This is a genomic window from Bacillus sp. MYb78 (assembly GCF_002975115.1).
Classification (GTDB): Bacteria; Bacillota; Bacilli; order Bacillales; family Bacillaceae_G; genus Bacillus_A; species Bacillus_A cereus.
In genome coordinates, this window is record NZ_PCOB01000002.1 from 287413 (window position 1) to 301677 (window position 14265).

Consider the following 14265-nt stretch of genomic DNA (forward strand, 5'->3'; position numbering starts at 1 on the left):
AATTGATTTAAAATGTAAAGAGGTGTATAATGCACCTCTTTTTTAGTTTATAAAAAAGGAAAAATATAACGTACTCGTTAGTTGAATACATTGGACTCTTGCAAATGAGGTAGTGCCCTATATACCATCTTATTTTTAAGTATGAGATGATAAAGTGATGCGCTGAAACTTAAAGTGGTAAGAGAGTTAGAATGAGTTATATAATATTGTATATATATTTTAGGTGAATTGAGTAGAGAAAAATAAAGAGTATAGTGTAAAGGAGTGAATGAATTGCGTTGTCCATCCTGTTCTCATAATGGTACAAGAGTGTTAGATTCGCGTCCGGTAGACGAGGGGCGCTCTATTCGAAGAAGAAGAGAGTGTGAAAGTTGTTTAAGTCGCTTTACGACCTTTGAAAGGGTAGAAGAGTCACCTCTTATCGTTGTTAAAAAAGAAGGCACACGAGAAGAGTTTAATAAAGAAAAGATTTTACGCGGTTTAATTAAAGCGTGTGAAAAAAGACCAGTATCTTTAAGACAATTAGAAGAAGTAACACAAAGCGTGGAACGTGAACTGCGTAATTTAGGTATATCAGAAGTGAAAAGTGATATGATTGGTGAAATTGTTATGGAAGAACTTCGCGATATTGATGATGTTGCTTATGTACGTTTTGCTTCTGTATATCGTCAATTTAAAGATTTAAATGTATTTATTGAAGAATTAAAAGATATACTGCAAAAAGAAAGAGAGTAGAAGTTGTATTTTATTCTCTTTACATACCGTAAGTAATAGGATAAGAGAGCTAGAAGCGAAAGCTAATAGCTCTTTTTCACTAAGAATTTATATAATGAAGATAGAAGGAATGAAGTAGAGGATAGATTGGATGAGAGAAAGGAAAAGCAAGAATGGAAAAACAGTCATGGATGGAGCTATTGCCGATTGATCGTTATAAAGTAAGTGCGAAAGGGCTACTGCATAATTACGACCGAAAAGTATTAACGATGTTGTATCAGCCGTTAATAGGTAGTAGAGCTTTTAGCTTATACATGACACTATGGGGGGAGCTAGAGCAAGATCGTGTATTTGGAAAAGAGAATACACATCATTCCCTTATGGTGACTATGCAAATGCAACTTCCTGAAATATATGAGGAACGAGTAAAGTTAGAGGCAATTGGGCTTTTGAAGGTATATATTAAGAAAGAAAAAGATATTCGAATGTTCATATATGAGTTGCAACCACCTTTATCTCCGAAGCAGTTTTTTGATGATATTGTTTTAAGTATCTTTTTATACAATCGATTGAGTCGGACAAAATATAATCAAGTAAAGCAATATTTCTTAGAAGAAGAATTTGATTTTGCTTCTTATGAAAATGTTACGCGCTCTTTCAATGATGTGTTTGGTTCGTTTAATCCAGGACAGCTTGAGCATGCGCAAGAAGACCTTCGTATTCCAAAAACGACAACTATGCCAAGTAACGAGAAGGGAGACGCTCCGAAAGTTTGGAATGATTTCTTTGATTTCTCTTTATTTGTAGATGGATTGTCCGCTCTTGTTCCTAAAAAGGCGATTACAGATCAAGTAAGAGACTGCGTTATAACACTTGCTTATGTGTATGGTGTAGATGTGTTATCGATGCAAAATATCGTTCTTGGTGCGGTGACGGAGATGCAAACAATTGATATGGAAAGGCTTAGAAAAGGAGCGCGCGATTGGTATCAATTTGAAAATGGTCAAGCATTACCGGTACTAAGTGAAAGAGTACAGCCTCATGCTGCACGTACGATGAAAGAGAAAGAGCCTTCATCACAAGAGGAGATGTTAATAAAGCAGCTAGAGGAAATCTCGCCAAAACAACTATTGAAAGAGATTTCTGGTGGTGCAGAGGCAACGAAAGCGGACTTGCAAATCGTTGAAGATGTCATGATTAATCAAAAATTGACACCAGGAGTTGTGAATGTACTTATTTATTACGTTATGCTACGCTCAGATATGAAACTTGCGAAAACGTATGTCGAGAAGATTGCTGGGCATTGGGCACGTAAAAAGGTCGGTACAGTAGCGGACGCGATGGCGTTAGCGAAAGAAGAGAACCGTCAATATCAAGAGTGGGCTGAGACGAAGAAAAAAGGCCGTACGGCGAAGAAGACGGTACGAAAAGAAATGGTGCCAGATTGGCTTAAGGAAGAAGAGCCGAAGGAACAAGAGAAAGAAACGGCGAAGAAAGATGTAAGTGTAGAAAAAGATGCAAGTACGCTAGAAGATGAACGAAAACGATTAGAAGAAGTGCTAAAAAAATATAAGCGTGATTAATAGAAGAGAATGAACGCTCTTTGAGGTGAGAAAATGGAGCATATTCAAAATTCATTTACAAAATTAATGGAAAATGAAAACTTTAAAAATAGATATGAAGTATTAAAGGCAGAAGTAATGGCGCATCCGCGTGTGAAAGAATTTATAGACGAACATAAAGGTGAAGTAACGACTTCTATGATTGAGCGCAGTCTTGTGAAGTTATATGAATATATTGGACAAAGTGTAGGTTGCGTAGATTGCCCGGATTTAGGTGCATGTAAAAATATGCTGCAAGGGTATGAGCCAAAGCTTGTTATTCAAGGGAAAATGATTGATATTCAATACGATCGCTGCGTTAGAAAAGTAGCATATGACGAGAGAAAGAAATATGAAAAACTCGTTCAAAGTGTATATATGCCAACGGATATTTTACAGGCAACTATGGAAAACTTAGACCCTTCTGATTTAAATGCACGTATCGATGCAATTGGCGCAGCGAATGAATTTTTAAGTACATATGAACCAGGTAAAAAAGCACAAGGTTTATATTTGTACGGTAAATTTGGTGTAGGAAAAACGTACCTTTTAGGAGCAATTGCGAACGAGCTTGCTCGAAAGAAAATAAGTTCGATGCTCGTATACTTCCCGGAATTTTTACGTGAAATTAAAAGTTCGATTCAAGATAATTCGATTGGCGAAAAGATTGATGCTGTTAAACGCGTACAAGTTTTAATGTTAGATGATATCGGGGCAGAAGCGATGTCGAGCTTTGTGCGTGACGATGTGCTTGGTGCAATCTTGCAATTCCGTATGCTAGAAAACTTACCGACGTTCTTTACGTCTAATTTTGATTTTAAACAATTGGAACATCATTTAACGTATACACAACGTGGTGAGGCTGAAGAAATGAAGGCAGCACGTATTATGGAACGAATTAAATATTTAGCGAAACCAATTCCAATTGGTGGGAAAAACCGTCGTCATAAGTAAAAGAGCAAGCTGAGAAGCTTGCTCTTTTGTATTATAGTGATATTTTCTTTTCAAATATGAGATCGAAATATTCAGGTTGTCCAGAACTGCCAATCGTAGGGGCAACAATCTGTACGAACCTCCAGTCATCTCTAGCATGTTCTTGAATAATTTCTTGGTAGTCTTCAGCTAGTTTTGAGCGAGTGAGCCCCCAATGAAATTCGACTTTTACGAATTTATATTCAAACATTCAGATACCTCCCTTTAGTAATAAGTAAAGTATACAATAAAAAAATTCATAGTAGCTTGTATCATTTTTTTCTCCCTCCCTTAATATATATAAAATTAGCAAGCCATATTGAGTGGATTTTCTAACGATAGGAAATGTAATTCTACTAAGAGTGAACTTCACGCGGGACGGACTCTTATAGGATTTGTAACGTATAGATACAGTCCTTTAGAGCAGGGATAAAAGGGGGGACAAAAGTGATTGAAATTTGCTTCGAAGAAAAAAATGATGCTATGCACGTATATAGACAATTGCTGAAAAGAGCGGAAGTATTATATAAGGAAACGAGTGTGTATTTACAGGAACAAAAAGTGGTGATTCACATACCAGTACGTGAATCAAATTATATTGAAAAGATCTTATTGCCGGTAATGGTGTATTTTATTGTGAATGTGAAACAAAATGAGTGGATTTATACGATCTTAAAAGAAAAGTTTTTTTATGAAGAACAAGAAGAGTGTCATCAAATATTGCACATGGCACATGAGATTTTAAAGGGAAGAAGAAAAGGGGTAGCTCAGGATTTAACGCGTAACGCATTTGAGTCATATATTAAGTCTTCTTTAAATAATTGGCTTTGTGATCCGCTCTCATTCTCGTTTTCATCATATATCCGTTTTCGTCTTCGTACATATAGGGAAATGGTGGCTAAACTTGCGGAAGTGGCAATTGATGAATATAAGATGGAGCAAGAATACCAAATGTTCATTGAGACGCTTCGGCAACAAGTAAGTAGCCGTAAATCACGCTTGTCCTGTGTGCATCTTATTTTTGATGAAAGCTTTATCTTTTATGATGATAAAGGTAGACGTTTAAAACAGGAGAAGTTGGTCCAATATATAGATGAGGAATTATTAAAGCAAAATGATGTATATATTGATACGAAAGTAATTGCGCCGCTTCTTTCTATTTCGCCCAAAAAGATTTATTTATATACGAAAGAACAAGACCATAATATGATTATTACTTTGCGAAATGTGTTTCAAGAACGGGTCCAATTACATGGATTACATGATTTTGAGCGCAATGTGAAAAATTTAAAAAATAAAGGTAACGCCCTTGATTTTCTAAGTTTTTGAGCATATAATTACCTACATAAATGAAATATATCGAAATGTCATGATGAGGACATGAGTAGTTTTCTACGATTTTCAGAGAGGGAAGCCTTAGGGTGTGAGCTTCCTAGTACGGGATTATTACTTACCACCTCTAAACTTTAGCAGTGAACGGTTTTTCTAGTAATTGCTAACGGACAACACCGTTATGTTGAACTTGAGCAATTAACAATTATGTTAATTGGAACAAGGGTGGAACCACGAATTCAACACTCGTCCCTTTTTACGGGATGAGTGTTTTTTATTTTGAGAAAAAGAGGAGTGACCAGTGATGGCAGATGTAGTTAAAATTACTTTCCCTGATGGAGCTGTGAAGGAGTTTCCAAAAGGCGTAACAACTGAAGAAATCGCAGCTTCTATTAGCCCAGGCTTAAAGAAAAAAGCTGTAGCTGGAAAATTAAACGATGAGATGATCGATCTTGTTACACCAATCGAAGAAGATGGTGCAGTTTCTATTATTACATTAGATTCTGAAGATGGCTTATATATTTTACGCCATTCAACAGCCCACGTTTTAGCACAAGCGTTAAAACGTTTATATAAAGATGTTAAGCTTGAGCTTGGCATTGGTCCAGTAATTGAAAATGGCTTCTATTACGATATCGATATGGAAGAAGCAATTACAGTTGAAGACTTCAAGAAAATTGAAAAAGAAATGCAAAAAATCGTGAACGAAAACTTAGAAATCGTTCGTCATGAAGTACCACGTGCAGAAGCACTTCGTCGCTTTGAAGAAATTGGTGATGAGTTAAAATTAGATTTAATTAACGATCTTCCAGAGGATGCAGTTATTTCAATCTATGAGCAAGGCGAATTCTTCGACCTTTGCCGTGGTGTTCACCTTCCATCTACAGGGAAAATTAAAGTGTTTAAATTATTAAGCGTTGCAGGTGCTTACTGGCGCGGCGATAGCAATAATAAAATGTTACAACGTATTTACGGTACTGCATTCGTTAAGAAAGCAGAATTAGATGAGCACTTACGTATGCTTGAAGAAGCGAAAGAGCGCGATCACCGTAAATTAGGTAAAGAATTAAAACTATTTACTAATAGCCAAAAAGTAGGACAAGGTTTACCACTTTGGTTACCAAAGGGTGCAACAATTCGTCGTATTATCGAGCGTTACATCGTTGATAAAGAAGCAAGCTTAGGCTATGATCACGTATACACTCCAGTATTAGGAAGTAGAGAGTTATATGAAACTTCTGGTCACTGGAATCACTACCGTGATGGCATGTTCCCATCAATGGAAATGGATAATGAAGAATTAGTTCTTCGTCCAATGAACTGTCCTCACCATATGATGGTTTATAAAAATGATATTCACAGCTACCGTGAATTACCAATCCGTATTGCGGAACTTGGAACAATGCACCGTTATGAAATGTCAGGTGCGTTATCTGGGTTACAACGTGTACGCGGAATGACTTTAAACGATGCGCACATTTTCGTTCGTCCAGATCAAATTAAAGAAGAGTTAAAACGTGTTGTAAACTTAACTCTAGAAGTGTACAAAGATTTCGGTTTAGAGAACTACTCATTCCGTCTATCTTATCGTGATCCAGCAGATACTAAAAAGTATTATGCGGATGATGAGATGTGGGAAAAAGCACAAGGTATGTTAAAAGAAGCTATGGATGAAATGGGTCTTGATTACTATGAAGCTGAAGGTGAAGCAGCATTCTACGGTCCAAAACTTGATGTTCAAGTTCGTACTGCTCTTGGAAAAGACGAAACACTTTCAACTGTACAATTAGACTTCTTACTTCCAGAACGCTTTGAATTAACTTATGTTGGCGAAGACGGTAAGCAACATCGTCCAGTTGTAATTCACCGTGGTGTTGTATCAACTATGGAACGCTTCGTAGCCTTCTTAATTGAAGAATACAAAGGTGCATTCCCAACTTGGTTAGCTCCAGTTCAAGTACAAGTAATTCCAGTTTCTCCGCAAGTACATTTAGACTATGCGAAGAAAGTACAAGACGAATTGCGTCGTGCTGGTATCCGTGTTGAATTAGACACTCGTGAAGAGAAGATCGGTTACAAAATCCGTGAAGCACAAATGCAAAAAATTCCGTACATGCTTGTAGTAGGTGATAATGAAGTAACTGAAAACGGCGTAAACGTACGTAAATATGGTGAACAAAAATCAGAAACAATCGCATTAGATGCTTTTGTTGATATGATTAAAGTAGAAGGAAAACGATAAGAAAAAGCCGCGGTATACCGCGGCTTTTCTTTGTAATATAAAAGAGAAAAACTAGAAAAAATAACCATGTAACACTTATCATAAAAAAGTATTGCAAGTATGTTAGTTGTTTGTTACAATATTTCTTGTTGTTAGTAAAACACATCGCGTCTTCTTGACAGACGTCATGTCCTATGATAAACTCATCAAGGATAATAGAATATTGTTTTGTGGAACAAGTAGAAGCACCCGCTTCTCACCTGATGGACGCATTCGCAGTTAGCAGGTAAATGTATTTCTTACTTAAGATTTTACAAGTGTGGGTGTCGTATGCCCGCACTTTTTTTGTCGGGTTCTATGACTACAAAATATGTTCTGAGAAAACCTTGGAGGTGGCTTACTATTAGCAAGGATATGATGATTAACGAGCAAATTCGTGCACGTGAAGTACGTTTAGTTGGCGCAAATGGCGATCAACTTGGAATCAAGTCTCGTAATGACGCTTTAGACTTAGCTGCAAATCTTAATCTTGATTTAGTATTAGTTGCTCCAAATGCGAAACCGCCAGTATGCCGCATTATGGACTACGGTAAATTCCGCTTTGAGCAACAGAAGAAAGAAAAAGAGCAGCGCAAAAATCAAAAAGTAATTAGCATGAAAGAAGTTCGTTTAAGTCCAACAATTGATGAACACGACTTTAACACAAAACTTCGTAATGCTATCAAGTTTTTAGAGAAAGGCGACAAGGTTAAAGCGTCAATTCGCTTTAAAGGACGTGCCATTACTCATAAAGAAATCGGTCAACGTGTTTTAGATCGCTTCTCAGAAGCTTGTGCTGAAGTTAGTACAGTTGAATCTAAGCCTAAAATGGAAGGACGCAGTATGTTCTTAGTTTTAGCACCGAAAAACGATAAGTAATAGATAGAGGAGGAAATACCTATGCCTAAACAAAAAACTCATCGCGGCGCTGCAAAGCGTTTCAAAAAGACTGGATCAGGTAAACTGAAACGTTCTCACGCTTACACAAGCCATTTATTCGCTAACAAATCTACAAAAGCTAAACGTAAACTACGTAAAGCTGGTGTAGTAAGCGCTGGTGACTTCAAACGCATTCGTCAAATGCTTGACAACTTAAAATAAGTTCGGCTGATATATAGAACAATTAGGAGGTAATATTATGCCAAGAGTAAAAGGTGGTACAGTTACTCGTCAACGTCGTAAAAAAGTAATTAAATTAGCAAAAGGTTACTACGGTTCAAAAAATACATTATTCAAGGTTGCTAACCAACAGGTTATGAAATCTCTAATGTATGCATTCCGTGACCGCCGTCAAAAGAAACGTGACTTCCGTAAATTATGGATTACACGTATCAACGCAGCAGCTCGTATGAATGGTCTTTCTTACAGCCGCTTAATGCACGGTCTTAAAAATGCTGGCATCGAAGTTAACCGCAAGATGCTTGCTGACTTAGCTGTTCATGACGAAAAAGCTTTCGCTGAATTAGCAACAGTTGCAAAAAACAACATTAACTAATTAATTAGTTGAAACCTTAGAAGAATTTTCTTCTAAGGTTTTTTTGTTTGTGTTCAGAGAGAAGTTTGAAGTTCTAAAGATTAACGGATGTGTTGTTATCGATATGACAAAATCAACATAAAAACTATAGTGATATAGAAGAATATACATATGAAGTCAGGAGAATCCTCCTGGCTTTTTTTAATTATGCACGTTTGGAAAGAAGAGTATCTTTCCTAGCCGAAACGACACTGCTATAATGGAAAGATGATATGGAACTTTCATCAGATGAACAATTTAAGAGTGATGACTGAAACGTATTTGCAAATTAAGGACAAGCTATTTTATAAAGAGGTAGATAGCTGACTTATTCATAAGAACTGAAACATAATAATGAACTTTGAGATGAAACAACATTGTTGCGTAAAATGCGATGTTGGAGGAGGACAATAGAATGGACTTACTACAACTATTTAAATTACAAAAAGAATTAGATGACCGTATTGCAAAAGAACATGACTTACAACCGAAAAAATTGTTAAAAGAAAAAATGTTAGCTCTTCTTGTAGAAATTGGTGAACTTGCAAATGAAACACGTTGTTTTAAATATTGGAGCAACAAACCAGCTTCGGAACGTGAAGTAATATTAGAAGAATACGTAGATGGTTTGCATTTTATTTTATCAATCGGAATTGATTTAGGTATTGATAAAAACTTCTTATTCTATAAATGTGCACAAACGAATAAAACACAAGTGGAAATTTTCTTAGACACATATGCGAAAGTAATTCGTTTTACAGATCAACCATCTATTACAAACTATATTGAATTATTTACGAGCTATCTTCGACTTGGACAAGCACTTGAATTTGAGCAAGAAGAGATTGAAAAAGCATATTTAGATAAAAATGAGGTAAATCATCAGCGTCAAACACAAGGATACTAATTTAATTTTTGAATATTTCAATTTAATTATTGTATAATGAATTGACTGAAGAAAAAGGAGGGTGTTGGCAATGACAAAATTAGACGCGACATTGACAATGCTAAAAGAATTAACGGATGCACGTGGTATTGCTGGTAACGAACGTGAACCACGTGAAGTAATGAAGAAATATATCGAGCCGTTTGCGGACGAACTTTCTACTGATAATTTAGGGAGTTTAGTTGCGAAAAAAGTAGGGGAAGAAAACGGTCCGAAAATTATGGTTGCAGGTCATTTAGATGAAGTTGGATTTATGATTACACAAATCGATGACAAAGGTTTCCTTCGCTTCCAAACGGTTGGTGGCTGGTGGTCACAAGTTATGCTTGCACAGCGCGTGACGATTGTAACGCGTAAAGGAGATGTAACAGGTGTAATTGGTTCAAAACCACCGCACATTTTACCTCCAGAAGCTCGTAAAAAGCCAGTTGAAATTAAAGACATGTTCATCGATATCGGTGCTTCTAGCCAAGAAGAAGCGATGGAGTGGGGCGTACGACCAGGAGATCAAGTTGTACCGTACTTTGAATTCCAAGTGATGAAGAATGAAAAAATGTTACTTGCAAAAGCGTGGGATAACCGAATCGGTTGTGCAATTGCAATTGACGTATTAAAACAACTAAAAGATGAAAAGCATCCAAACGTTGTATACGGCGTTGGAACTGTACAAGAAGAAGTTGGTCTTCGTGGTGCAAAAACATCTGCGAATTATATTAAACCAGATATCGCGTTCGCAGTAGATGTTGGTATCGCTGGAGATACACCGGGTGTAACGTCAAAAGAAGCACAAAGTAAAATGGGCGATGGACCACAAATCATTTTATATGATGCTTCTGTTATTGGACATACAGGTTTACGTGATTTCGTAGTTGATGTTGCTGATGAATTACAAATCCCTTATCAATATGATTCAGTAGCGGGCGGAGGAACGGATGCGGGTGCGATTCACATTGCTGTAAATGGTATTCCTTCTATGGCAATTACAATTGCAACGCGCTATATCCATTCTCATGCGGCAATGTTACATCGTGATGATTATGAAAATGCAGTGAAGTTAATTGTAGAAGTTATTAAACGTCTTGATAAAGAGGCTGTACATAACATTACATTTAATTAATAGAAAAAGCGAAGGAGATTCTCCTTCGCTTTTTTATGTTTTAAAAAGGCCGTTCTAATCCCGCTGCAGTATGAGCGCCTAAAATAATTAAACGAGTTAATTGCATCGCCATAAAATGCGGGGTATATATCATTCCTCTTTTAAGCCATGACATAATCATCCCTAGATGGGCACCAGTAACATAACTAATGAGAATATCGCGTGGAACCATTAGTTTTTCATCGTTAGGTTGTGAAATAGAGAGGCTTAATGTTAAATGCGTTTGAATTGCTTTCATCATCTTATACGTATAGTTTCCGGCAGCTTTATCACCAAGCATGACGTTATAGAAGTTAGTGTTTTCTGCAATATGTTCGAACAAGGCCAAAAAACTTGGATGTGGCGAATCAAATGTTAGTTGGAAATCTTCTTTATTTCTATTTCTCGGTTTAATTACTTCAGTTAGCTTTTCTAACATTTCTTCAATGCTTTTGTCTAGTAAGTCATATTTATCGTGGTAATGGCTATAAAATGTAGCGCGGTTTACAGGAGCGCGTTCTGCAATATGTTGAACAGTAACATTTTCAAAACCTTTTTCGCCTACTAAAGCGACAAAAGCATCCTGTATGAGTTGTCTCGTCCGTTTTACACGTGGATCATTTGTATTTTTAATAGACATTTTTATTTCCCCTCGTTTAATTTTCTGTACTTAAACAACATATTGGTATTATATTGTTGTTTAAACGACATTTCATACGTAAATTGTCGGTTGTAGATTCAAAATAATTATTTATAATTATAAACGATAGTCCTTCAGAAATCAGCACCGCTCGCAGGTAGATAAATTTCGATTTACGCTGCAGATGGTGTGATTTTTTTGTTAAAAGGTTAATATAATTAACAATTAAACAATCTAAACAATAAGGGCATAAATAGTTTAGAAAAAAATTATATGCGATATAAGGAGAGGAATGCAATGAATCAGTTTCGAAGAATGGTAATTATCAACATTATCACATTAATTGTACTAGTTGGCGGCGGTATTGGCGGTTATTACTATTACAATCAAACGGAAAATTACTTAAAAACAGACAATGCAAAGATTGATGGAAAGGTAATTCCGGTTGCTTCACCAGTAGCAGGTAAACTAACTGACTGGAAAGCTGAAGTAGGAAAAAATTATAATGAGAACGATAAATTAGGTACTGTTACTGTAGCGGCAGCTAATGGAGAACAAACAGTAGATGTAACAATTCCACAAAATGCAACAGTTGTACAATCAAACGCAACAACAAATGCTTTCGTTGGAGCAGGTAGCCCGATTGCTTATGCATTTGATATGAACAATTTATGGGTAACAGCAAACATTGAAGAAACAGATGTTGATGATGTTCAAAAAGGTCAAGATGTAGATGTGTATGTAGATGCATACCCAGATACAACGTTAACAGGAAAAGTAGAACAAGTTGGCTTAACAACAGCGAATACATTCTCTATGTTGCCATCAAGCAACGCAACAGCGAACTATACGAAAGTAACACAAGTAGTACCAGTTAAAATTTCTTTAGATCATAGCAAATCAGTAAATATTGTTCCTGGCATGAATGTGACAGTTCGTATTCATAAGTAAGGGGGAGATGAGATGTCCTCAATTGTAATTGCAGGATATGCACTATTTTGTATAATCGTCTTCTTCCTTGTAAATCGTCTTTTACGAAAGAAAAAAACGAAAATGGGAGAAGAACAAGTCCCAGCCGTAAGTAAAATAGAAGTAAGTAAAGTTGAAACAGAAGAGAAAGAAATTGAACGAAAGCAAGAATCGGAAATTTCTAATGTAGTTGAGTTAGAAACAGGAAAGCAAGAAGAAGTAAAACAAGAAAAAGAAGTGCCGAAAAAACAAATGTCTATGCCTGTAGAGAATGTGAACGTAAAAGCAGTTGTAGCTGTATTAATTCTCGGCATGTTCGTTTCTATTTTAAACCAAACAATCATTAACGTTGCATTACCTCCGTTAATGAATGAATTTAATGTATCAACTTCAACAGCACAATGGTTAATTACAGGCTTCATGCTTGTAAATGGTATTTTAGTACCGATTAGTGCCTTTTTAGTTTCACGATTTACGTATCGTAAATTATTCGTAGCAGCAATGTTATTCTTCACGGTAGGATCTATCATTTGTGCTACTTCAGGAAACTTTACAATGATGATGACAGGTCGCGTAATTCAAGCAGTTGGTGCGGGTATTTTAATGCCGGTTGGTATGAATATCTTTATGACGTTATTCCCGCCTCATAAACGCGGAGCGGCGATGGGATTACTAGGTGTAGCGATGATTTTAGCGCCAGCTATCGGACCAACTGTAACAGGTTGGGTGATTGAAAACTATAGCTGGAACTTAATGTTCTATGCGATGTTTATTATTGGTTTAATTATTACGTTTCTATCTTTAAAATTCTTTACACTAGCTCAGCCAGTGTCTAAAACGAAATTAGATATATTCGGTGTGGTTAGTTCAAGTATTGGACTAGGAAGCTTATTGTACGGATTTAGTGAAGCTGGAAATAATAGTTGGACTAGTGCAGAAGTCATTATTTCACTTGTTATCGGTGTAATTGGTTTAGCGTTATTTATTTGGAGAGAGTTAACAACGGACAATAAAATGCTTGATTTACAAGTATTTAAATATCCAGTATTTACTTTTACTTTAGTAATTAACGCAATCGTTACGATGGCATTATTCGGAGGTATGTTATTGCTTCCAGTATATCTGCAAAACATTCGTGGCTTTACGCCAATTGAATCTGGTTTACTACTTCTTCCAGGATCATTAATTATGGGGATCATGGGACCAGTGGCGGGTAAATTATTCGATAAATATGGCATTCGTCCATTAGCGATAATTGGATTGGCAATTACGACGTATGCGACATATGAATTTACAAAATTATCGATGGATACACCGTATAGCGTTATTATGACGGATTATATTATACGTTCAATTGGTATGTCATTCATTATGATGCCAATTATGACAGCTGGTATGAACGCGCTGCCGATGAAATTAATTTCTCACGGTACAGCAACGCAAAATACGTCAAGACAAGTAGCGGGTTCAATCGGAACAGCGATTTTAATTACACTTATGACGCAACAAACGACTGCTCACGTAGCAGATTACGGCAACATGTTAACAACATCAAACCCAATTTTAGTTGATAAAGTACACGGCATGGGTCAAAGCTTAGCGGCCTTAGCTGGATCAGCTCAAGCAGGAGACGCGATGAGCACACAACTATTATATGGACAAATTTCAAAGCTATCTGCAATTAACGGTATTAACGATGCCTTCTTAATTGCAACGATACTTGCAGGGATTGCTTGGGTGTTATCGTTCTTCTTACCATCAGGCAATAAACCAAATAGAAAAGCAGGGAATTAATTTCCCTGCTTTTTTGCCTTTTTAAAGAGTGAGATATAAAAAATGATAACCAGTTACGGAGCACAGCCCTGTTATAAACAAAATTGTCCCCATAGAACAAATACTCGATATTTGCCTGCCGCTTATAATAGCTAATAGTCCAGCTAAAGAGAAGAAGCACCAATATAAAGTTCCCGAAATTGGAACCATCCCCTCTAAATCTATTCCAGAACCTATACAAACAATAGGAACAACGATTAGTAATATGCTAGTGAAACCAGCTATAATGGTAAGTAATTTACGATGTTTCATGCCAGCAATAATTAAAAAAATGCCGACGATGAATTCGCATAACATTAAAGTAAGAGCTAAAATCATCCAAGTTAATATTCCAAACACTTCTGTATTAC

General features: G+C 36.4%; 15 protein-coding genes and 2 other annotated features. Of the genes, 12 read left to right on the forward strand and 3 right to left on the reverse strand.

Annotation, left to right across the window (positions count from 1 at the left end):
- The first annotated feature begins 273 nt into the window (after positions 1–273).
- The 3 genes from nrdR to dnaI all read left to right on the forward strand — a co-directional run bounded on the left by nrdR (position 274) and on the right by dnaI (position 3269).
- A complete protein-coding gene (nrdR, locus tag CQ064_RS05450; protein WP_001203687.1) occupies positions 274–735 on the forward strand; it encodes a transcriptional regulator NrdR in 462 nt (153 codons plus the stop codon).
- Positions 736–887: 152 nt separating this feature from the next.
- On the forward strand, positions 888–2297 hold the full coding sequence (locus tag CQ064_RS05455; protein WP_000415025.1) for a replication initiation and membrane attachment family protein: 1410 nt from the start codon (positions 888–890) through the stop codon (positions 2295–2297).
- 33 nt (positions 2298–2330) lie between these two features.
- Positions 2331–3269 (forward strand): primosomal protein DnaI, encoded by a 939-nt coding sequence (gene dnaI / locus CQ064_RS05460; RefSeq protein WP_000400120.1) that lies wholly within the window; start codon positions 2331–2333, stop codon positions 3267–3269.
- A gap of 31 nt (positions 3270–3300) precedes the next feature.
- Here the strand turns inward: dnaI and CQ064_RS05465 are convergent, their stop codons facing one another.
- Positions 3301–3498 carry a DUF4177 domain-containing protein gene (locus CQ064_RS05465; RefSeq protein WP_000464454.1) on the reverse strand — a complete coding sequence of 66 codons (198 nt, stop codon included), beginning with the start codon at positions 3496–3498 and terminating at the stop codon, positions 3301–3303.
- A 236-nt stretch (positions 3499–3734) separates the two neighbouring features.
- Here CQ064_RS05465 and ytxC point away from each other — a divergent pair, with 236 nt between their 5' ends.
- The 7 genes from ytxC (at position 3735) to CQ064_RS05500 (ending at position 10455) form a co-directional block, all read left to right on the forward strand.
- Positions 3735–4616 carry a putative sporulation protein YtxC gene (ytxC, locus tag CQ064_RS05470; RefSeq protein WP_000569629.1) on the forward strand — a complete coding sequence of 294 codons (882 nt, stop codon included), beginning with the start codon at positions 3735–3737 and terminating at the stop codon, positions 4614–4616.
- A gap of 31 nt (positions 4617–4647) precedes the next feature.
- Positions 4648–4876, forward strand: a binding site (T-box leader).
- A 47-nt stretch (positions 4877–4923) separates the two neighbouring features.
- A complete protein-coding gene (gene thrS, locus CQ064_RS05475; protein ID WP_000786087.1) occupies positions 4924–6861 on the forward strand; it encodes a threonine--tRNA ligase in 1938 nt (645 codons plus the stop codon).
- Between the two features lie 210 nt (positions 6862–7071).
- Positions 7072–7192: a sequence feature (ribosomal protein L20 leader region), on the forward strand.
- 62 nt (positions 7193–7254) lie between these two features.
- Positions 7255–7758, forward strand: coding sequence for a translation initiation factor IF-3 (infC, locus tag CQ064_RS05480; protein ID WP_000973215.1), 504 nt, complete (start codon positions 7255–7257; stop codon positions 7756–7758).
- Positions 7759–7779: 21 nt separating this feature from the next.
- Positions 7780–7980, forward strand: coding sequence for a 50S ribosomal protein L35 (rpmI, locus tag CQ064_RS05485; RefSeq protein WP_001125945.1), 201 nt, complete (start codon positions 7780–7782; stop codon positions 7978–7980).
- Positions 7981–8017: 37 nt separating this feature from the next.
- Complete coding sequence (gene rplT, locus CQ064_RS05490) at positions 8018–8374, forward strand: 50S ribosomal protein L20 (RefSeq protein WP_001138362.1); 357 nt, start codon at positions 8018–8020, stop codon at positions 8372–8374.
- Positions 8375–8807: 433 nt separating this feature from the next.
- Positions 8808–9299, forward strand: coding sequence for a dUTP diphosphatase (locus tag CQ064_RS05495; protein WP_000365050.1), 492 nt, complete (start codon positions 8808–8810; stop codon positions 9297–9299).
- Between the two features lie 70 nt (positions 9300–9369).
- Complete coding sequence (locus tag CQ064_RS05500; RefSeq protein ID WP_000163555.1) at positions 9370–10455, forward strand: M42 family metallopeptidase; 1086 nt, start codon at positions 9370–9372, stop codon at positions 10453–10455.
- Between the two features lie 40 nt (positions 10456–10495).
- On the opposite strand, the gene CQ064_RS05505 is transcribed toward CQ064_RS05500, so the two are convergent.
- A complete protein-coding gene (locus tag CQ064_RS05505; protein ID WP_000023672.1) occupies positions 10496–11113 on the reverse strand; it encodes a TetR/AcrR family transcriptional regulator in 618 nt (205 codons plus the stop codon).
- A gap of 297 nt (positions 11114–11410) precedes the next feature.
- On the opposite strand from CQ064_RS05505, the gene CQ064_RS05510 reads away from it, so the two are divergent.
- A complete protein-coding gene (locus tag CQ064_RS05510) occupies positions 11411–12064 on the forward strand; it encodes an HlyD family secretion protein (RefSeq protein ID WP_001071419.1) in 654 nt (217 codons plus the stop codon).
- 12 nt (positions 12065–12076) lie between these two features.
- Positions 12077–13876 carry a DHA2 family efflux MFS transporter permease subunit gene (locus tag CQ064_RS05515; protein WP_000095293.1) on the forward strand — a complete coding sequence of 600 codons (1800 nt, stop codon included), beginning with the start codon at positions 12077–12079 and terminating at the stop codon, positions 13874–13876.
- Between the two features lie 21 nt (positions 13877–13897).
- Here the strand turns inward: CQ064_RS05515 and CQ064_RS05520 are convergent, their stop codons facing one another.
- Entirely contained in the window at positions 13898–14254 is a 357-nt protein-coding gene (locus tag CQ064_RS05520) for a hypothetical protein (protein WP_000467059.1), read from the reverse strand.
- Positions 14255–14265 lie beyond the last annotated feature (11 nt).

Coding starts and splice junctions, on each gene's coding strand:
- CQ064_RS05455 (WP_000415025.1), top strand. CDS start 888: ATGGAAAAACAGTCATGGATGGAGCTATTGCCGATTGATCGTTATAAA.
- dnaI (WP_000400120.1), top strand. CDS start 2,331: ATGGAGCATATTCAAAATTCATTTACAAAATTAATGGAAAATGAAAAC.
- CQ064_RS05465 (WP_000464454.1), bottom strand. CDS start 3,498: ATGTTTGAATATAAATTCGTAAAAGTCGAATTTCATTGGGGGCTCACT.
- thrS (WP_000786087.1), top strand. CDS start 4,924: ATGGCAGATGTAGTTAAAATTACTTTCCCTGATGGAGCTGTGAAGGAG.
- infC (WP_000973215.1), top strand. CDS start 7,255: ATGATGATTAACGAGCAAATTCGTGCACGTGAAGTACGTTTAGTTGGC.
- rpmI (WP_001125945.1), top strand. CDS start 7,780: ATGCCTAAACAAAAAACTCATCGCGGCGCTGCAAAGCGTTTCAAAAAG.
- rplT (WP_001138362.1), top strand. CDS start 8,018: ATGCCAAGAGTAAAAGGTGGTACAGTTACTCGTCAACGTCGTAAAAAA.
- CQ064_RS05495 (WP_000365050.1), top strand. CDS start 8,808: ATGGACTTACTACAACTATTTAAATTACAAAAAGAATTAGATGACCGT.
- CQ064_RS05500 (WP_000163555.1), top strand. CDS start 9,370: ATGACAAAATTAGACGCGACATTGACAATGCTAAAAGAATTAACGGAT.
- CQ064_RS05505 (WP_000023672.1), bottom strand. CDS start 11,113: ATGTCTATTAAAAATACAAATGATCCACGTGTAAAACGGACGAGACAA.
- CQ064_RS05510 (WP_001071419.1), top strand. CDS start 11,411: ATGAATCAGTTTCGAAGAATGGTAATTATCAACATTATCACATTAATT.
- CQ064_RS05515 (WP_000095293.1), top strand. CDS start 12,077: ATGTCCTCAATTGTAATTGCAGGATATGCACTATTTTGTATAATCGTC.